The organism is Cytobacillus solani (genome assembly GCF_006704205.1).
Classification (GTDB): domain Bacteria; phylum Bacillota; class Bacilli; order Bacillales; family Cytobacillaceae; genus Cytobacillus; species Cytobacillus solani.
The window spans coordinates 2,806,777-2,825,272 of record NZ_CP041305.1; the positions used below are offsets into that span (position 1 = coordinate 2,806,777).

The window sequence follows — 18,496 nt, forward strand, 5'->3', positions numbered from 1 at the left end:
GCATTAAGAACTCCTGGGAAAATGAATACTATTTTTTGGAAAGCTTAGCTAGTATTAATCTGTTTTGGTTCATTAAAATGCTACTGAATACTGTTGTTGCGATTATTCCTAGCAAAGAGAAAAAAATAATAACAGCAAATTTATTTTCCATAAAAACCTCCAGTTAATTTTATTGATAATTTGCCACTAATATAAATGATTTATTCTATGCGTAATTATGTATATAAAAAAGAGCCTTTAAGGCTCAGAAGCAAACTGGATGGCAAAAAAATTTATTGTACAAGTTTATTATATGAAGTATTTTGAATAATGATTGGGACGAGAAATAATGCAAATAAATAAATTATGCAGGAACTACTACTTCTAGTCCCCGCAAAGAGGGAATTGAGAATACTTATCAAACTGGAGGTTGCGAAAATAGCAAGAGAGCGAAAGATTTGCTCTCCCTTAGACTTTACCAGAATTCCCAACAATAAGTATTAGGAGACTACAAGCATTAGGTTGATCCCAAAGAGGATGGATTTTTAACACTTTTTGCATTAAATATAGGTGATAAAAGCAATACAAGAGAAATTCTTAACAATATTGAAATAAAATCTGATTTAGCGATTGTTATTGATTTATTGGATGATGAGGATCATATTGTTGGGGAGTATTCAGTCTCAAAAGAAGATGCTATAAAAATTAATAAAAGATTAGGTCATGAACTTGATTGGAAACAAAATGATAGAAAAAGAACCCACTTAGGTTCCTTTTAAAAAAAAATTTCCTTTTCGTTAATACCCAGTATCTTGGCAGTTAATTTAATACTAATTGCTTCTAATTCTTCAGCATTAAGATCATCATTTGTACTATTCATTGAATGGGTATCCATTTTCTTTTCTGAATCAGTTTGACAGGACTCTTTATTATTATCATTGTTTTTATTCATAGAAGGCTCTGTATCAGACTTAGGTATTTTTGCATCTATATTACCTAAAGCTTTCATTATTTTTTTTTCATTACTTAATTTTATCATTAACAAAAGCATATCTTTAAAATCATTCTTCTCATCTATATTAAAGTTATTTTGTTTTTGGATATTAGTTTTCATTACAGATCGATTTAGATTAGTGGGTAAAACAGCAAAACTATTTCTTTGAATATTCATTTGATATCCCTCCCCTGTGGATTATTATAACTCATTAGTAAAATTATAACAAAAATTTATTAAGTAAACATAAGGTAGGTTTGTTTTTTAATAGACTAAATGGAAACACAATGACCAAACTCTTTATTAGCACATTTATATGATTATCAACCAAACTCTGACCATATTAATTGTTATTGACTATTTTCTGATTCCCATAATAAAAGATAGAATAGGAATGCTTATTTGATTAAAGATACACGAATGAGTTTTTTCCTGCTTTAAAAAATGGAAAAAATTTTCGTTTATACAATAATTCACCTAAAGAATAGTAGCCTTTTTCCGATAAGAAAATTATGATGACCCAATTCATTGAAGTTTAGAACAAGATAGAAAATTGAAAGAGGAGATATCAGCATGAAATCAATCAAGTTTAAGCTTATTAGCATCTCGCTATTGTTACTTGCTATACCAAGTTTAATCATTAGTTTAGTTAGCTATGAAAATTCAAAAGACAGTTTAGAAGCGTCGGGAAAAATGATTCTAAAAAATAGTGTAGAATCTGCCATACAATTAATAAATGAATTAAATGAAGAAGTTGAGCATGGGGAATTAACTTTGGAGGAAGCTCAAGAAAAGGCTAAGGAAATACTAATCGGACCGAAAAGAAGTGATGGGACTAGGGAGATTGTAAATCCAGTAGATATAGGAGAATATGGGTATTTGTATGCTATTGATATGAATGGCGTACAGGTTGCTAGTCCCTCTGTTGAAGGTCAAAACAATTGGGATAATAAAGATAAGAATGGGAAGCTATTTATTCAGGAGAAGATAAAGAAAGCTAAGTCAGGTGGTGGATTTACAACGTTTTATTTTGTGCTCCCAAATAATAAAGATCAAGTTGCTGAAAAAATATCATACTCTAAGTTGGAACCACATTGGGGATGGGCTGTTTCAGCAGGAGCATATAAGATGGACTTTAATAAACCAGCGAATGAATTATTAAATATTTTAGCAATTACACTTAGTTTAGCTTTAATAATTGGAACGATTATTGCTTTATTATTCGCTAAGCACTTGGCAACACCTCTTACAAAGCTTTCAAAAAAGGTCAACGATGTGGCAGATGGAAATTTATCTGTTTCATTAGATGAGTTGAAGCGAAAAGATGAAATAGGCTCGCTAAACAAAAGTTTTAATGAGATGGTTTTACATTTAAAAAATTTGATTGGGAATGTAGAAAATTCGATTACCGAAATTCAAGGGACCTCCTTAAATTTAACAGCAGTTGCCGAAGAAACGACAGCTTCAGGAGACGAAATTGCTAGAGCAATTGATGAAGTTTCACGAGGTTCTGTTCAGCAGGCTTCTGATGCTGATGATACGAATCAAATGACTACTAAATTTGCGAATCAAATCGTAGTTGTGCATGAAAAAAATAACCATATGTTAGAGTCCTCTCAAGATATGCAGCTTGCCAATGAAAAAGGACTAGAGAATATCCAGTTCCTTAAAGAAAAATCCGGACAAACATCAGAGTTAATCAATCATGTTCAACGTGTCATCATCAGTTTAATTAATAAAGTGAAAGAAATCGAAAATATTGTAGGAGCCATAAATGATATTTCTAACCAAACCAATTTATTAGCCCTCAATGCTAGTATTGAAGCAGCTAGAGCGGGAGAACATGGAAAAGGTTTTGCAGTTGTTGCTGAAGAAGTTAGAAAGCTGGCAGAACAAACATCAGAAGCGACGCTTAAAGTAAGAGAATCCTTGAATGGTATTGAAACTGAAACGCACTTAGTAAACGAAGAAATGGATAAAACATTATTAATCGTAAATGAACAAAATCAAGCCGTGAATAGTACGGAATCTGCATTCAATCATATCGAATCTTCCGTATATAATATTATAACTGCGATTTCTGAGACAGCATCAGGTGTAGAAGCTCTCATGGATGCAAAGGATCTGATTGCAAAATCGGTTGAAAGTATTGCAGCTATTAGTGAGGAAACCGCTGCTTCAGCAGAGCAAGTGACTTCTTCTGTTGATGAACAGCAAAAAGCCATTCAAGTAGTAACTCAGTCTGCAACAAAATTATCAGATGAAATTAATGATCTAAAGCAAGCTATAGACAAATTTGTTCTGTAAAATATACGAATGTAAATAAATATTATCGTTTTTTAATATTACAGCGTTAATAACTTATCAAAGAAAAGAAAGTGAAAAATCCTAAGCTTCATTAGGATTTTTCACTTTTTTGCATTTTCTATAAAAATCTTACTAACATGAGTATTTTCATTTAGGAACCAAAGAAATAGTTTATTAATTGCCGCGATACCATGAAGGATGTCTCCAATAGGTCACTAAAGACCAAAGACATTCTCATACTCCATTAAGAGCTCATAGACATGAATGGAATAAAGTAAGTGCAACCTATCCAGTACCACCAGCACAAATTTAGGAGATTGAAACTAGTTTTTTAATGATTCAGCTGCCGATCAAGGGATTTTTTTTATTTTTGGTTTTTATAATCATCTTGTTTTCGTTTTAATAGTCTTTTCCAGTTCCGTTAAATTAGGCTTATGTATCAGTAACAATACCCATCTATTGTACATAATCTGTTGATGAATTCTAATATTCAATGTATTCATCTGGTATACAGTTCTTTTTTCGATTTAACTTGGCTGTTCCCGTTTCAAGTTGCGGTATCCCTTATTAATTTGTTTGAGGAGGAAAAAAAATGAATAATTTCCAAAGTGAACTTCAAATGTTGAATGTTGGCGATTTCCAAGCGACTCAGGCAGTCCCTTGGGATCAAAATCAGTACTATACCGATCAGGATCGACAATTCATTGGTTTAGGATTTGGTTTTGGCCGATGCTTTAGTTGTTTTAGCTGTTTTAACTGTTTTAACTGTTTTAACTGCTTTAGTTGCTTCCGTTGCTTTAACTGCTTTAGTTGTTCTAGTTGCTCACGCTGCTCCAGATGCGGCGGGGGCCGTTGTGGTGGCGGTGGTCGCTGCGGTGGTGGCGGCAGCTAAGCCGGTTAATAGTTTAGTTTTCTATTTGAGAAGATCCCTGCATTGTTGCAGGGGTCATTCTCTATAAGTTAAGACATAACGGACAAATTGCAGTACATACGATGTTAGTGGCAGGATATTGAACATTTATGTTCACAAGCGGTAAGGAGGAGAAAGATGACAAATTTGAACCCTTCTATGCGTATGAAAGTGAAAAGGGACACGTTTTATCTCCCTGAACCAAACAGAGGTGTGTATTTTCGAAACAACTTAAGTTCATTCCGTATCGAAGGCAGTGGGATCGATCAATGGGTTGAGAAGTTGTTGCCGATGCTCAATGGGGAGTATACGTTAGAGCAGTTGACTAACGGATTGCCTGGCCCATACCGGGATCGGGTATATGAAATTGCAGAAGTGCTGTATGCGAATGGGTATGTCCGAGATTTAAGCCAGGACCTTCCGCATCAATTGTCGGATGATCATATTAAAAAGCATGCATCTCAAATTGAATTTGTGGATAATTTAGTTGGTTCTGGGGCGGCACGTTTTCAAGTTTTCCGTCAGGCCAAAGTGCTGGCAGTTGGTTCGGGTCCTATTTTAAATTCATTGGTTTCTTCGTTGATTGAATCGGGTTTGACTAAGATCCAAGTACTAATCACAGACAAGGTTCCGACCAATAGACAGAGGTTAAAAGAACTCGTGGAACATGTACGAAAAATAGACCCAGAGGTTGACTTAGAGGAAGTTCCGCGAAAGAAGGAGGGTTGGCGAGAAATAGTGAAGCCCTTTGATTCGATTTTGTATGTGAGTCAGGAGGGAGAACTAGAGGAACTTAGACATCTTCATACAGTTTGCAGGGAAGAGAAGAAAATGTTTCTTTCTGCTATATGCCTGCAGCAGGTAGGTTTAGCAGGTCCATTAGTACATCCAAATTCCGAGGTGTGTTGGGAGACAGCATGGCGCCGTTTACACCATTCTGTATTATTCAAAAATAAGCAACTCCCTCCCTTCTCTGCCATTCCGGGATCGTTGTTAGCCAATGTGATCGTATTTGAAATGTTTAAAGAGGTTACAGGAGTCATGGAATTGGAACAGAGGAATAAGATTTTTCTTCTGGATTTGGATACATTGGAGGGAAACTGGCATTCACTTTTGCCTCATCCACTGGTAACAAGCGGTAATTCTGCTGAATGGGTTGAAGATGTCGAAAGCCGGCTGCAAATAGGCTTAAAGAAAGTTGAGCCAGGTAAATTACTTCTTTATTTCAACCAATTGACGTCAGAAGAATCTGGGATCTTCCATATTTGGGAGGAGGGAGATTTAAAGCAGCTTCCGTTAGCTCAGTGCCGCGTTCAGGCAGTTGACCCGTTGTCGGAGGGTCCGGCTGAGTTGATGCAAGACATTGTCTGTTCAGGTTTGACTCATGAGGAGGCACGAAGAGAAGCAGGACTAACTGGGATTGAAATGTATATATCCCGAATGGTCAGTTTGATCGTTAATACTCTGCCAATAAATAAAAATGTTGAAGGAGGTTTAGTAGTACCGGAGGAAATGGTCGGGGTTGGAGCTGGTGAATCGTTTGTGGAAGGTGTTGGCCGTGGGTTGCAAAAGTGTTTGGCAGAGGAGCTTAGCAAGCAACAACTTAATCAGAAGTATTGTGTTTCTCGAGTACAGTTGAGTTTTATAGAAGATGAGAGATGCAGGTTCTATTTAGAGGCACTGACTACGATGCGGGGAGCGCCAATTATCGCAACAGGAAAGGAAGTATCCGGTTTTCCTGTAGTCTGGGTAGGTACGAAAGATGGATGGTATGGCAGTGCAGATTTAAATATAACAATGGCGTTACGGAAGGCATTACAGCAGGCACTTATCAAAGTGCAAAACAAAGCAGACTCCTCTAATGAACTAGCCTGTGAGGAAACGTCCGTACTTTTGGAAGAAAAGATGCCGGTTAGTCTTAGCATTCCTGCGTATGAAGAGAGGATACAAGCGGACCTCCTACAGGGAGCTATGGAAATATTGGAACGGAATGGCAAACGGGTCTTAGTATTCGAATTAGGACTTGAACCTGTTTTTAAAGAGCAACTAGACGGAGTGTTTGGTGTTTTGCTGCTAGAGGAGGAATCACATTGAGTGCCTTCGTTTTGGTTGTCGGAGAGGGGGTACTGGCGGACCTTGTAAGCGAGGAACTGTCAGCACACCAACTAGTTATTCGTAAGACCAATTTTGAGGAAGGAGTTCCAAAAATTACTGACTTCGCCCTTGTTTTGGATGATGGTTGGGAACCCTCTGTTCATCAAAAGGCGGAAGAAGTGTTACGAAAGACTGGTACTCCCTGGTTAAGAGGCTTCATTTCATTTGGAGAGGGTGTAGTTGGTCCGCTCGTACGACCAGGTGCAGCAGGTTGCTCTCAATGTGCGGACATGAGGCGTCTCATGGGAGGACGTGACCGCACAGAGATGTGGGAGGTGCAAAAGAGGCTTGCTGTGGCCGGAGGAATGGAAAGTGACCCGTGGGCTTCAAGTACCGGACTTTTGCAAATGGCTCACCTGATTGGGAGTGAGGTACAGAATATATTACAAGGTGATAAGGCTTATTCGGAAGGTAAGGTGTATCTAATTGATTTGAAAACACTGAAGAGTTCCTTGCATACTTTTCTACCCGACCCGTTGTGTTCGGTCTGTGGTCGATTACCCGACGATTCACAAACATTAGCCAAAATTTCACTGCAGCCAAGTCTGAAAATCAGCTCCAGCAGTTTCCGCTGCCGTCCATTGGATGAGATGAAAAAAGTTATTGTCAAAGACTATCTGGATAATCGTACTGGCCTTTTGAATAGTAAAATGTATGACCTAGTGACTCCATTTGCTGATGCGAGTGTCAATCTGCCTATGTTTACCGGAGACGAGGGAACAGCTGGCCGGACTCATTCATACGCAGAAAGCGTGTTGACAGCCATCTTAGAGGGATTGGAGCGGCACTGTGGTTTGGAGCCACGTGGGAAACGGACAGTAATCCATGATAGTTTTCGTAACCTGGAAAATCAAGCGCTCAATCCATTGAAGGTAGGAGTACACGCAAAGGAACAATATGAGCAGCCTGGTTATCCATTTAAATCGTTTGATCCTGCCCGTTCTATTAATTGGGTGTGGGGTTATTCGCTGTTAGAAGAGCGTCCAATTCTGGTTCCAGAGCTCCTTGCCTATTACAGTGTTGGATGCGGGTCACACGGTTTTATCTATGAAACTTCCAATGGATGTGCACTAGGAGGAAGTTTAGAGGAGGCCATTTTCTACGGAATTATGGAAGTGGTCGAGCGTGATTCATTCCTTATGACTTGGTACGCGAAGCTAAACCTTCCACGACTGGATCCTTTTACAGCTGACGACCTGGAGTTGGAATTAATGGTCGAACGGATGCGAGCAGTCGCTGGGTATGATTTGTATTTGTATAACTCCACGATGGAACACGGTATTCCAAGTATTTGGGCAATGGCTAAAAACAGAAAGGAAAAGGGATTGAATCTCATCTGTGCTGCCGGAGCTCATCTGGATCCGGTACGGGCGGTGAAAAGCGCGGTTCACGAGCTTGCTGGCATGATGCTGAACCTTGATGAAAAATTTGAGGCGAACCAGGAGGAGTATGAAAGAATGCTGCATGATTCTTCCCTAGTTCGGCAGATGGATGACCACGGAATGCTATACGGTTTGCCGCAAGCAGAAAAGCGCTTAAGCTTTTTGCTTGACGACAATGGCCCAATGCGAACTTTTAAGGAGGAGTTTATGTGGAAGTCGAATCATACGGATCTTACCGATGATTTGCAAGACATCCTTCATGTGTTCCGTCAGTTAAACCTTGATGTAATTATAATAGACCAGACGACACCGGAAACGAGACGAAACGGATTGTATTGCGTAAAAGTACTGATTCCGGGGATGCTGCCGATGACATTCGGGCACCACCTTACCCGCCTGACAGGGCTTGAAAGGGTACTCCGCGTCCCTATGGAGCTTGGGTATACGAATAAACCATTGAGACCAGAACAACTCAATCCACATCCGCATCCGTTTCCTTAAGCAGTGATTAGGAGGTAGAGAATGAGTCTGGAAAAATTTCTGCACAATCTGCATTTTGATATTGATAAAGCAAATCAGCCGAACTGGGAAGCGGATTGGGAGGATGCACCGCTTGCATATAAACTCTACAGTGGATTACCGGTTGTTCCATTGTCTGCGGAAGTACCGCTGACGCTTACGGGAGGAGAACCTCCGGCTAGACTGGATCTTAATAGAGTTGGTCATTTTCTCTGGTATGTATTCGGTTTTACTCAATTGAGCCAATCAGTCTTTCCGATGGATTCCACAGAGCAAGATTCCTACCCTTTGCAGTCGTATCGGCGGTTTGCTCCTTCTGGTGGAGCGTTGTACCCTAACGAATTGTACGTGTATTTGAAAGTAGAGGGACTCCTTGATGGAGTTTATCATTATGATGCAGCACACCATAGCCTGGTATTGCTGCGGGAAGGGAATTTTGATTCCTATATAGCAAGAGCTCTGGGCAATCGGTGTGACATCTCCTCGTGTTTTGGTATTGTCTTTGTGTCGACAAGGTTCTGGAAAAATTTCTTTAAATACAACAATTTTGCGTACCGACTCCAAGGATTGGATGCGGGTGTGCTGATTGGACAGTTAATGGAGGTAGCGAAACGGTTTGGCTTCGCCTCAGGGGTGTACTTTCAATTTCTTGATACCGCAATCAATCATCTTCTTGGATTATCCGAACAGGAGGAGAGCGTATATAGTGTAATCCCACTTTCGGTGGAAACCACTAACTGGTCTACTAACGGAAGGGGACTATACGAAAATGTTATATCGGAGGAATTGAGACAAGAGCTGCCAGCGATTCACCCAGAACATTTCGAGCGGTCACTTAGTGTCAGAGAATATCCGATGATAACTGCGATGAACGAAGCTTCTAAGCTGAATTCCACATGGGCATTTCGGGTGATGGAGGGGAGGGGAATTGCGGAACGTGTGGATCCCGCAGTGGTATTACCTCATATAGAGCCTCTGTCGTATGATCTGGCCGAGGCCTGCGGAAACCGATTTTCTCCCGACATGGATTTCGTTTTGGGAATGGTGAGTCAACAACAACTGGCCGCCCTTCTCCTAGAAGCTACAGCTTCTTTTTCATACCGAAATGATTTAGATGAAGCATATAGGAGTTCCTTCCCTCGTGTAACAATTTACAGCTGTTTATATAATGTTGAAGGTATTTCAAATGGGGCGTACTATTATGACAGTACAGAACACATGTTAAGAGAAATTTGCCCAGGAGACCATCGACTCCATTTGCAGACTGGAATGTCTCTGGATAATGTGAATTTGCTCCAAGTACCACTTTGCCTGCATGTGGCTGGTGACAAAGAATTCTATAAAAAAGAACTAGGATACAGGGGATATCGAATCCAACAGATGGAAGCAGGCATGCTCGTGCAACGATTGCTTTTGGCCGCTTCAGCTCTCGGGATGGGAGGGCACCCGCTTCTTGGATTTGACGCGAATTTAAGTGATGAACTCTATAAAATGGATCAACAAGGAAAGACCAGCCTAATCCAAATCCCAATTGGTCCCTATCGATCTCGTCCTTGGCTGAGGGGAAGTTTGCACAGCTAATTCACTTCAAACGCATCAACCCTTTTCCCGTACCATCTCAAGTTTCTCCATTAATACTAAATGTTCTAAAATAAGTCGGAAATGCGGAGTGAAAATAGCAAAAATTTTACTTCGGCGACAACTTGATAATCACAAAAAAATAGAAGAGTAAAAAAAGAAAAAACCCTTGCTTTGTAGAGTGACCCAGTAAATTGAGACAAGGAAAAAACACCCCCTGTATCGTATTTAGTTAGTAACTAATCGATACTTCTGAAGGGTGTTTTTTATATGGGAAAGAAGGTACATTATCCAATCAACACCTAAGTACGGAAATAAAAAAACAATGGTAGATGGGATCACGTATGATTCACGGGCAGAAGCCATTTATTACAACCAATTAAAGTGGAAAAAGCATGCAAAGCAAATTAAGGATTTCAAGTTGCAGCCAAGGTACCTACTTCAAGATAGTTTCAAAAAGAATGGAAAAACTTATCGGAAGATTGAGTATATTGCAGACTTTGAAGTAACTAACCTAGATGGCAGTACCCAAATAATTGATAAAAAAGGTGTAATCACAAAGGAATTCGCAATCAAGCAAAAACTTTTTGAACTAAAGTACATGGATTCAATTACTCTCTTGAAATATAAAAATGTCCAATTTGTGGAGGTGTATTTAAGATCAATAACGAACTACAGCAACATATCAGCAAGTTTACGATTGATAAGAACACAGCAGCATATCTTTTCCAGTCAAGAAGAGGTCAGGACCGCATACACAGGGTTCAGGCATGGAAGATTCTCAATGCTGCAGCTCAAGAGGTTGGTATAAGTGAGATAGGTACTCACACCCTTAGAAAGACGTTTGGATATCACTTTTACCAAAAGTACAAGGATGTCGCGGTCTTACAGCAGATATTTAACCATAGTAGTCCTGCGGTGACAATGAGGTATATCGGGATTAACCAGGACATTATGGATGAAGCTGTTGATGGGTTTAGTTTATAGATTTTGTATTATGTTTATTAACATTGAAAGTTAAAAAGCGCTAAGAAATTTAGCGCTCCAAACAAGAATCAAGGTCCACAAATTTTGTGGTTGCCAACATGACTTCCACATGCTGCTGAAGCACCAGAAGTAAAAGCAGTAGAAGATAACAATATTCCTAATGCGATAGCTATGTAAAATAGTTTTTTCTTCATAGTTTCACCCCTTTTCAATTACTAACTAATTATAACAAATGTTGGTAATAAATCAGGGTGAATATTTCGTAAAAATCAGACAATAAAGTGTATTAATCGACACAGTAGTTAGGAGGAATGAAGGTGCGTGAGATAAAATTTGATGCAATCTATAAGCCGACTGGCGAACACTTTAATCCTATTTGAATTAATTTTAATGACAATACAGTGGTAGGGAATTTTGACGGTCAACAGGGGGACTGGTGCCACTTTTCTTTAGATGGTAAATATGGCGATGTGATTTTAAGGCAGTACTCAGGCCTAAGAGACAAGAACGGCAAGGAGATTTATGAGGGGGATATAATCAAAAAGAAGTTTAAAGACAGAGAAATCGGGGAGTTCTATGCAATCGGTCAAGTGGTTTTTGGGAAATGGTATGCAGGATTTACCGTTCCATATAATTACCACGGTTATAACAAATTAGAACGATTGAGCAGCAGTGAAGATAAAGATGGTTGGGTTGTTGCTAATCGTGATATGGAAGTCATCGGAAACATTTACGAAAATCCGGAGTTAATCAACTCTTGAATTAAGATGTTTCAAAAAAAAGAAAATGCACTCTTAGTTGAATGCATTTTCTAATCTTAAGCTTTTAAGTCAATTGACTTACCTAAAGTCGGATGAGATGCTTCTAACATTTTAATTAATTCAGCACTATTTTGCTCTGTAGACTCCATGACTTTTTTTGTCAGAGCAATGCTAACATTTTGTTTAAGTGTAGCTTGATTCATTCCAATTGATAATGCTGCAATATCCAAAATATTCACCTCTTTTTAATATATCGGATAGGTTTCGAGAAATTAAATAAGCAAAGTGTTGTGCGCCCATAAGGGCAGATAAGAATTCGCTGTGTGGCAACAGCGTAGGTTAAAATTCACAATCTATACCTATCATCAATCATCTTATCCGAAAGGGAAACCAGACGGGGAGTGTAGCATGGTGAATAATGCCATAAGTTGGCGAGATTCTACGTCACGACTGAATGGCTAGATGAAATATGTAAATAAGGAAGAAAGCTATACTGCTTGAATGATAGTCTAAGGACGATGATGCTTGCGCATGAAGAATGGAATCTGAAACTTCATGAGAATATGGGGGAGGTGTTGGAACACTGCACCAAACCAAGTGAATCATATTCTTCCATCTACCATCAGTAGAAACAGACGAAAGTCACTTCCGACATTACAATAAGCTATGTTTTTATCTGTCTAAATGGGGATTACCTAAGTTGGAAAGCCTTTTGAGGCTATGATAGTTGTATCTGAATATCCAATAGGGTAACGGAGTTTCCGTAGTAGTCTGAGATAGGGAAAGCCTATTACATGGCGAAGGGAAACAGTTTGTCGAGTTTGATACGAAAATGGGTCAATGCGGGAGGCATTATGAGAAATCCGATATTAGTGTTAAACACTCTATCTTCCAAAGCGAAAATAAAAGGATATCAATTTGAACGCTTGTATAGGAATCTATACAATCCTGAATTTTTTCTCAAAGCTTATGGGAAAATATATGCCAAAACAGGGAATATGACTGCTGGTTCTGATGGAAAGACAGTTGATGGTATGAGCATTGAAAGAATTGAACGTATTATCGAGAGCCTAAGAAATCAAACCTATAGTCCAGTGCCTGCAAAACGTGTGTATATTCCCAAGAGTAACGGAGGAAAAAGACCTCTAGGAATTCCGTCTTTTGAAGATAAGCTTGTTCAAGAGGTAGTTAGAAACTTATTGGAAGAGATATATGAACCTGCTTTTTCACCCAATTCACATGGATTTAGACCAAGAAGAAGCTGTCACACAGCACTTCTACAATGTAAAAATACTTTAACACATACAAAGTGGTTTGTAGAAGGTGACATCAAAGGATTCTTTGATAATATTGACCACCATATTTTAATAAACATTCTTCGCAAAAGAATAAAGGACGAAAAGTTTATTAATCTAATATGGAAGTTCTTAAAAGCTGGCTATCTTGAGGATTGGAAATTTCACCAAACATACAGTGGAACCCCACAAGGTGGGATAATCAGCCCAATATTATCTAATATCTATTTAAACGAATTGGACATTTATATCGAGGAATATAAAGCTTCCTTCGATAAAGGAACCAAAAGAGCAGCTAATAAGGAGTACATGAAAATAAGCAAAAAAATACATGAACTCAAGAAAACACTTCACAACGAATGGCAAAATCTTACGGAAGAAAATAGGTTTAATTACAAACAGGAAATCAAAAACCTGTACAACTTACGAGGTACTATGCGGAGAACGGTTCAGAATGACCCTAATTTCCGAAGAATACAGTACGTAAGATATGCCGATGATTTCCTTATAGGAATTATAGGAAGTAAACAGGACGCCGAAAAGGTTAAGGAAGACCTAACAAGATATCTAAAGGAAAAGCTTAACTTAGAGCTATCACAAGAGAAAACCCTAATTACCCATAACAAGAAGAAAGCACGTTTCTTAGGATATGACATCATGATTTCGCAGGATGAATCCCTCAAAGGAGGTACTTTCAAGGGACAGAAAATTACTCGCAAATCTGCAAAAGGTAAATGCTATCTCAGTCTACCTAGAGAGAAATGGATTAACAAATTATTATCTCTAGGTGCGCTTAGAGTGTCCTTCGGACATATCTGGAAGCCAATACACCGTACCTACTTAAGTAATCTTGAAGATATTGAAATAATCAGTACGTACAACAGCGAACTTGAAGGACTATATAATTATTACAGAATGGCTTTCAATGTTAGCAATCTTCATAGCTATTATTATGTAATGAAATTTAGCTTTCTTAGAACAATGGCTCAGAAATATAAGTCATCGGTAGGTAAAATGGCTAGTAAATACAGAGTTCATAAGGATTTGGGTGTAAAATTTGAAACCAAACAGGGTGTTAAAATCCGACTATTTTATAGCAAAGGTTTTAAATACAACCTATCCGTTTTAAGAGAAGAAGGAATGGATTTTAGAGAGCAAACAGCTATGTACGGTGGAAGGACTAGCTTAGTAGAGCGCCTGCTTGCGAATAAATGTGAATGGTGCGGAGCTGAGAACGTACCCATCGAAGTTCACCATGTGAGGAAAATAAAAGACCTTAAAGGCAAAAAGTTATGGGAGCAAAATATGATAGCGAGAAGAAGAAAAACCATGACACTGTGTAAAGAGTGCCATGTAGACTTACACGCTGGAAGACTAGATTGACAAATGGAGAGCCGTATACATCGAGAGGTGTACGTACGGTTCGGAGGAGAGCGTTTGGAAACCTATCATAGCAATATGACAAGGCGCTGGGCGCTTATCCTACCATTAGACGAAAACTGCGAAGTGAAATGGCAGAATCAGGAAAAGGTAGTTAGTTGTACAAGTTTAACAGTTGTCCAATCCCAGCCATACTCACAAACATAATATATTTATAAGATTAAAATTTTATGAGGTGATTTTCAATGGATAATAATAACCAACCTTTTCAGGGTTGCTGTCCACTTAGTCCGGGTTCAAAACCGCCAAAGCTGCCAAGATTAATTGGTCCTCCAGGTCCACCGGGACCTCAAGGTATTCAAGGTCCTCAAGGTATTCAAGGCCCAGGAGTTACTCCTGCATTCGGTTCATTGTATGGGGATATTACAATTAGAGAAGTTATGTTTGGTGGACTAATAGAGTTTGATCCACCTGCTGGACCTAGTTTAAATACAGTGCCAGATCCCGCAACGAATACTATTGCTATCCAAATAAATGGTGTTTATGAAATTAGCGCGGACATCACTGTATTGCTAGAATCCGGAGAATCCGTTGGATTCTGGATTGAAGGCAGTTCTACAGGAATGATTGTAGGATCCAGATTCGATACCTTTATTAGCAACATACAAGGAGATATTATTATGAATACCACGATAGGAAGGACAGTTCAAACAAATTTAATTGCAGGAGAAACGGTGTTTATAAGGGCCGTATCTGAGGCTGGTAGTGCTCGATATAGATCTGCGTCGTTTACTGTAAATCGTATCGGACCATAAATATGGTCATTGAGAAAGAGATTAGTTAAACCTATAAAGAACCCAAAAATATTATTTAAAGTTTGGTTAGGGTTGTCACATTCCGAGTATTTAGCGAAACAAAATGACAGATCAGTTTATGTGAATTAATAAAACCTACGCATAAACGGAGTAAATGCGTAGGTTTAGGTGAAGTGTATTATTTTAAATTTTAGCAGCCCAAATTTCGATTTCTATCTTTATTTCTGGTAACCCTAATTTTACAATATAACCAATTGTCATTGCAGGATAATTGGTTCCAAATAATTTTTCCCACTTAGAATCAAAATATTGCCAATCAATATTTTCAGTAGCCCAAATATTAACCTTGATAATATTATCAGGAGATAAATTATCAGATTGTAATACTTTTTGTATATTTTCAAAAGTATTCCCAATTTGTTCGTTCATATCATCTGGAATTAAACCATTTTTGTCAATTCCTATTTGACCAGATGTCACATAAAGTTCTGCATTTCTTGGTATTTTGGTGATATGAGTATATTTCCCAACTGGTTCAGGAATCCCAACAGGATTGTTTCTAATAATTTTTTCAACGTTCATTTAATTACCTCACTATTTTGTATTACTGCTGTGTACCTCAAAGTCATTTTTGGACACACTTCACCCCTTAAAATGACTTCTAGAAAAAAACAGCAGTTGAGTACCCATATCCAATTGATAAAGAGCTTAGCGACTTTTTCTTCATATGATCTGGGATACTCCTTTCTTTACTTAATAAGGTAATTTATTAGAAATAAGTATAAACTATATCAGATTATTAATACAATATTTAAGTTTGTACAAGATAGGATTTGTTTTCTTCATCAGCCAACGAGCAGGATTATTAAATTGACAGAAAGAAACTTTGTGTTAAGTACGTTAAAAGAGGCATTAAATAAACGTCGACCAAAAAATGTCCTTTTGCATAGTGATCAAGGATCGGTATATACCTCCTATGCTTATCAAAATTTCGCAAAAGAAAAAGGCATTATCACAAGCATGTCTCGCAAAGGAAACTGCCATGATAACGCCGTAATCGAATCCTTTCACTCCTCGCTAAAGTCGGAAGGATTCAAAGACCATAGAAGATCTTCTAACACTAATATTAAAGTAATAGAGATTGTGAATCAATATATGTGTTACTATAACGAAAAACGAATACAGGCAAAATTAAACTACCTGGCTCCAATCGAATACGGACGACAGGTAGCATAGGTGTTTTTTTAAAGTCCCATATTCGCGGGTCAGCTCAATACACAAGGGTTTTTCGTATGTGGAACATAGGGGACTCGAACCCCTGACCTCTACGCTGTCAGCGGGATTCAAGTAAATAAACTGGGTTAAATGAGATAAATGTAGATTAATTAAGTCTTGTATATCAAGGGTTTGATGGCTACTAAAAGAAATCTAGGACAATCTAGATAAAATAAAAAAATTAAGTCTGTGCACACATTCGTGCACACTTTTCTCTTGAAGGTAATGTTGAAGAAAGGAATTATGACAGCAATCCATTTTTCTTATTGAGCTAACCATTTAAAAAGATCAACTAGAACTTTTTTGGTTGAACTAAGTGATCTTATTGTGGATTGTGGCATTGTAAAAAAGCTTGTCATAATTAAGTATGATCGTTTATAAAAAATATGGATCAAAATATTGTATTAATTATACAGAATTCACTTTTTTACTTTTGTAGATGCTCAGAATTCCCTAGCATGTTACTCAATTAAAGGGCCAGATTGTTGAATAACACCTTTAAAATGAACTGGATATTTATGTTAATATTAGTTGGGAATGTAAGAAATGAACTTAAATTAACGTGGCAGTTTAATTGAAGATGGCATTAGTAACTTATGGTAAAGTAAAGTTTGAATATTCATGAAATAGGATAAGGGAGACGAATATGAAAACAACTAATTACACCAAAATCGCTGAAAAGTATGATAAAAACCAATACAGAAGCAATGAGATTCGATTACGATTTAAAGGAATACATTGAAAACAATAGTAAATCTGAATATCATGTATTAGATTTATCCTGCGGAACAGGTCTTTTCTTGGCAAAACAAATAAATTATTTTGAAGAACTCAACATAAAGTGGTATGGACTGGACTTATCAGAACAAATGTTGAATAAGGCTAATGAAAAGGTGCAAAATGTAAAATTTGTTAAAGCTGATGTAGTGGATATGCCTTATGTTTCAGAGACTTTTGATTTTATTTCAAATAACTATGCCTTCCATCATTATAGCGATAAAGGACAAGCATTAAATGAGATTTATCGTGTTTTAAATAAAGGCGGTATCTATAAATTACATAATATCGCAATTCATAATATGCCTAAATGGTGGGTTTATCACTACTTTCCAACTGCTTATTTTGAAGATTTAAAGAGATATTGGCAGAAGGAGGTTATCTTTAGTGAGCTTAACTCAAGAGGCTTAGAAGTAATTCTAAAGGTTGAGTATAGGATGGAAAATATAAGGGTAATGGATTACCTCAGTTACGCTGAAAATAGAGTATTTCCGTACTTACTTTAATTAATGATAAGGACTATGAGGAAGGATTAGAAAGAATGAGATACGATTTAAAAAATAATCCTGCCAAAACTATTGTAAATGATTTTGCTGAAATGTTTTGTATCGCTAAAAAAATATAGTTTCCTTCTACTGCAAACGTGGAAAACGTAGTACCTTACTTGAGAAAGGAAATGGTGAATCCCGTGGGGGATCTCTTGGAGGGAGGAGTGATCTTTGCATAAGAAGATAAGCTATTCACGGAAGGAAGAATAACAATGCTTTTGAATCAAATCCTGTCACGGGAGAATAGCTTCTAGCATTAAAGCGAGTAGAAAAGAATAAAGGAAGCCATGGTGTGGATGAGATGCCCGTACAAAGCCTGTCCGTAGAGTCGAAATTCCGAAACCTGATGGCGGCGTTCGGTTACTAGGTATTCCAGCCGTGACAGACCGTTTGATACAACAAGCAATCGCCCAAGTGTTATCGAAGATATATGACCCAATGTTCCCGCACATAGTTATGGTTTTCGGCCAAATCGAAGTAGTCATGATGCGATGTGGAAAGCAAAAGAATATCAAAGAAGGTTACAGATGGGTAGTAGATATGGACCTGGAAAAGTTCTTTGACAAGGTTAACCATGACAGACTTATGAGTACATTAACGAAAAGAATCGACGATAAACCATTATGAAGCTTAGTTCTTGATATGGCTGGTCACAACCTACAAATCGAACAAACTGATGTATTTAATGCATTAGTTCATAACTGGTTAAACAGACTTGAATCGGAAGTCTACTAATTAAAGAAGGAGAATGGAAAAAGGACTGATTTCTCTTGATAAAGCCTGTTCAACGGGAAATTTTGCTTCAAATAAATTAAATCAAGTGATCGTTGAGACC

The 18,496-nt window shown here is 37.9% G+C and carries 17 protein-coding genes and 1 pseudogene; 14 read left to right on the forward strand and 4 right to left on the reverse strand.

Going from position 1 to position 18,496, the window contains the following annotated elements; all coding sequences use genetic code 11:
• Window positions 1-754: 754 nt before the first annotated feature.
• Window positions 755-1,150 carry a hypothetical protein gene (locus tag FI644_RS14005; RefSeq protein ID WP_053474536.1) on the reverse strand — a complete coding sequence of 132 codons (396 nt, stop codon included), beginning with the start codon at window positions 1,148-1,150 and terminating at the stop codon, window positions 755-757.
• Window positions 1,151-1,546: 396 nt separating this feature from the next.
• Between FI644_RS14005 and FI644_RS14010 the strand changes: the two genes are divergently transcribed.
• The 7 genes from FI644_RS14010 to FI644_RS14040 all read left to right on the forward strand — a co-directional run bounded on the left by FI644_RS14010 (window position 1,547) and on the right by FI644_RS14040 (window position 10,810).
• Window positions 1,547-3,280, forward strand: a complete 1,734-nt coding sequence (locus tag FI644_RS14010) for a methyl-accepting chemotaxis protein (protein WP_053474537.1) — start codon at window positions 1,547-1,549, stop codon at window positions 3,278-3,280.
• Between the two features lie 619 nt (window positions 3,281-3,899).
• Window positions 3,900-4,172: a heterocycloanthracin/sonorensin family bacteriocin gene (locus FI644_RS14015; protein WP_321172043.1), complete on the forward strand. Its 273-nt coding sequence runs from the start codon at window positions 3,900-3,902 to the stop codon at window positions 4,170-4,172.
• Window positions 4,173-4,328: 156 nt separating this feature from the next.
• A complete protein-coding gene (locus tag FI644_RS14020; protein WP_142108521.1) occupies window positions 4,329-6,284 on the forward strand; it encodes a putative thiazole-containing bacteriocin maturation protein in 1,956 nt (651 codons plus the stop codon).
• Window positions 6,281-8,227: a TOMM precursor leader peptide-binding protein gene (locus FI644_RS14025; RefSeq protein WP_142108522.1), complete on the forward strand. Its 1,947-nt coding sequence runs from the start codon at window positions 6,281-6,283 to the stop codon at window positions 8,225-8,227. Before FI644_RS14020 ends, FI644_RS14025 begins: the two co-directional genes overlap by 4 nt.
• A gap of 21 nt (window positions 8,228-8,248) precedes the next feature.
• The gene (locus FI644_RS14030; RefSeq protein WP_142108523.1) at window positions 8,249-9,826 is read left to right on the forward strand and encodes a SagB family peptide dehydrogenase; all 1,578 of its coding nucleotides are present in this window, start codon (window positions 8,249-8,251) and stop codon (window positions 9,824-9,826) included.
• 322 nt (window positions 9,827-10,148) lie between these two features.
• The gene (locus tag FI644_RS26855) at window positions 10,149-10,634 is read left to right on the forward strand and encodes a DUF1064 domain-containing protein (protein WP_246067084.1); all 486 of its coding nucleotides are present in this window, start codon (window positions 10,149-10,151) and stop codon (window positions 10,632-10,634) included.
• Window positions 10,523-10,810, forward strand: coding sequence for a tyrosine-type recombinase/integrase (locus FI644_RS14040; RefSeq protein WP_246067085.1), 288 nt, complete (start codon window positions 10,523-10,525; stop codon window positions 10,808-10,810). Before FI644_RS26855 ends, FI644_RS14040 begins: the two co-directional genes overlap by 112 nt.
• Before the next feature lie 68 nt (window positions 10,811-10,878).
• Here FI644_RS14040 and FI644_RS27145 read toward each other — a convergent pair whose 3' ends face one another.
• The gene (locus FI644_RS27145) at window positions 10,879-11,004 is read right to left on the reverse strand and encodes a hypothetical protein (protein ID WP_256376260.1); all 126 of its coding nucleotides are present in this window, start codon (window positions 11,002-11,004) and stop codon (window positions 10,879-10,881) included.
• A 276-nt stretch (window positions 11,005-11,280) separates the two neighbouring features.
• Here FI644_RS27145 and FI644_RS14045 point away from each other — a divergent pair, with 276 nt between their 5' ends.
• Window positions 11,281-11,571 (forward strand): YopX family protein, encoded by a 291-nt coding sequence (locus FI644_RS14045; RefSeq protein ID WP_172797668.1) that lies wholly within the window; start codon window positions 11,281-11,283, stop codon window positions 11,569-11,571.
• Window positions 11,572-11,627: 56 nt separating this feature from the next.
• On the opposite strand, the gene FI644_RS14050 is transcribed toward FI644_RS14045, so the two are convergent.
• Complete coding sequence (locus FI644_RS14050) at window positions 11,628-11,801, reverse strand: YjfB family protein (RefSeq protein ID WP_075209214.1); 174 nt, start codon at window positions 11,799-11,801, stop codon at window positions 11,628-11,630.
• A gap of 624 nt (window positions 11,802-12,425) precedes the next feature.
• On the opposite strand from FI644_RS14050, the gene FI644_RS14055 reads away from it, so the two are divergent.
• A complete protein-coding gene (locus FI644_RS14055) occupies window positions 12,426-14,249 on the forward strand; it encodes a reverse transcriptase domain-containing protein (protein WP_142108524.1) in 1,824 nt (607 codons plus the stop codon).
• Window positions 14,250-14,491: 242 nt separating this feature from the next.
• Window positions 14,492-15,061, forward strand: coding sequence for a hypothetical protein (locus tag FI644_RS14060; RefSeq protein ID WP_053474544.1), 570 nt, complete (start codon window positions 14,492-14,494; stop codon window positions 15,059-15,061).
• Between the two features lie 183 nt (window positions 15,062-15,244).
• On the opposite strand, the gene FI644_RS14065 is transcribed toward FI644_RS14060, so the two are convergent.
• Entirely contained in the window at window positions 15,245-15,643 is a 399-nt protein-coding gene (locus FI644_RS14065) for a RidA family protein (RefSeq protein WP_053474545.1), read from the reverse strand.
• Window positions 15,644-15,931: 288 nt separating this feature from the next.
• On the opposite strand from FI644_RS14065, the gene FI644_RS14070 reads away from it, so the two are divergent.
• The 4 genes and pseudogenes from FI644_RS14070 to FI644_RS26865 all read left to right on the forward strand — a co-directional run.
• Window positions 15,932-16,297, forward strand: a complete 366-nt coding sequence (locus FI644_RS14070; RefSeq protein WP_053474546.1) for a DDE-type integrase/transposase/recombinase — start codon at window positions 15,932-15,934, stop codon at window positions 16,295-16,297.
• Between the two features lie 722 nt (window positions 16,298-17,019).
• Window positions 17,020-17,619 carry a class I SAM-dependent methyltransferase gene (locus FI644_RS14075; RefSeq protein ID WP_231690013.1) on the forward strand — a complete coding sequence of 200 codons (600 nt, stop codon included), beginning with the start codon at window positions 17,020-17,022 and terminating at the stop codon, window positions 17,617-17,619.
• 420 nt (window positions 17,620-18,039) lie between these two features.
• Window positions 18,040-18,288, forward strand: coding sequence for a reverse transcriptase domain-containing protein (locus FI644_RS26860; protein ID WP_053474547.1), 249 nt, complete (start codon window positions 18,040-18,042; stop codon window positions 18,286-18,288).
• 6 nt (window positions 18,289-18,294) lie between these two features.
• Window positions 18,295-18,396, forward strand: a pseudogene (locus tag FI644_RS26865) (alpha/beta fold hydrolase); the annotation flags it as partial.
• Between the last annotated feature and the right edge of the window lie 100 nt (window positions 18,397-18,496).

Bases quoted from the DNA above. Each gene is read 5' to 3' on its own strand.
- FI644_RS14005 (WP_053474536.1), bottom strand. From the start codon at position 1,150: ATGAATATTCAAAGAAATAGTTTTGCTGTTTTACCCACTAATCTAAAT.
- FI644_RS14010 (WP_053474537.1), top strand. From the start codon at position 1,547: ATGAAATCAATCAAGTTTAAGCTTATTAGCATCTCGCTATTGTTACTT.
- FI644_RS14015 (WP_321172043.1), top strand. From the start codon at position 3,900: ATGTTGAATGTTGGCGATTTCCAAGCGACTCAGGCAGTCCCTTGGGAT.
- FI644_RS14020 (WP_142108521.1), top strand. From the start codon at position 4,329: ATGACAAATTTGAACCCTTCTATGCGTATGAAAGTGAAAAGGGACACG.
- FI644_RS14030 (WP_142108523.1), top strand. From the start codon at position 8,249: ATGAGTCTGGAAAAATTTCTGCACAATCTGCATTTTGATATTGATAAA.
- FI644_RS26855 (WP_246067084.1), top strand. From the start codon at position 10,149: ATGGTAGATGGGATCACGTATGATTCACGGGCAGAAGCCATTTATTAC.
- FI644_RS27145 (WP_256376260.1), bottom strand. From the start codon at position 11,004: ATGAAGAAAAAACTATTTTACATAGCTATCGCATTAGGAATATTGTTA.
- FI644_RS14055 (WP_142108524.1), top strand. From the start codon at position 12,426: ATGAGAAATCCGATATTAGTGTTAAACACTCTATCTTCCAAAGCGAAA.
- FI644_RS14060 (WP_053474544.1), top strand. From the start codon at position 14,492: ATGGATAATAATAACCAACCTTTTCAGGGTTGCTGTCCACTTAGTCCG.
- FI644_RS14065 (WP_053474545.1), bottom strand. From the start codon at position 15,643: ATGAACGTTGAAAAAATTATTAGAAACAATCCTGTTGGGATTCCTGAA.
- FI644_RS14075 (WP_231690013.1), top strand. From the start codon at position 17,020: ATGATAAAAACCAATACAGAAGCAATGAGATTCGATTACGATTTAAAG.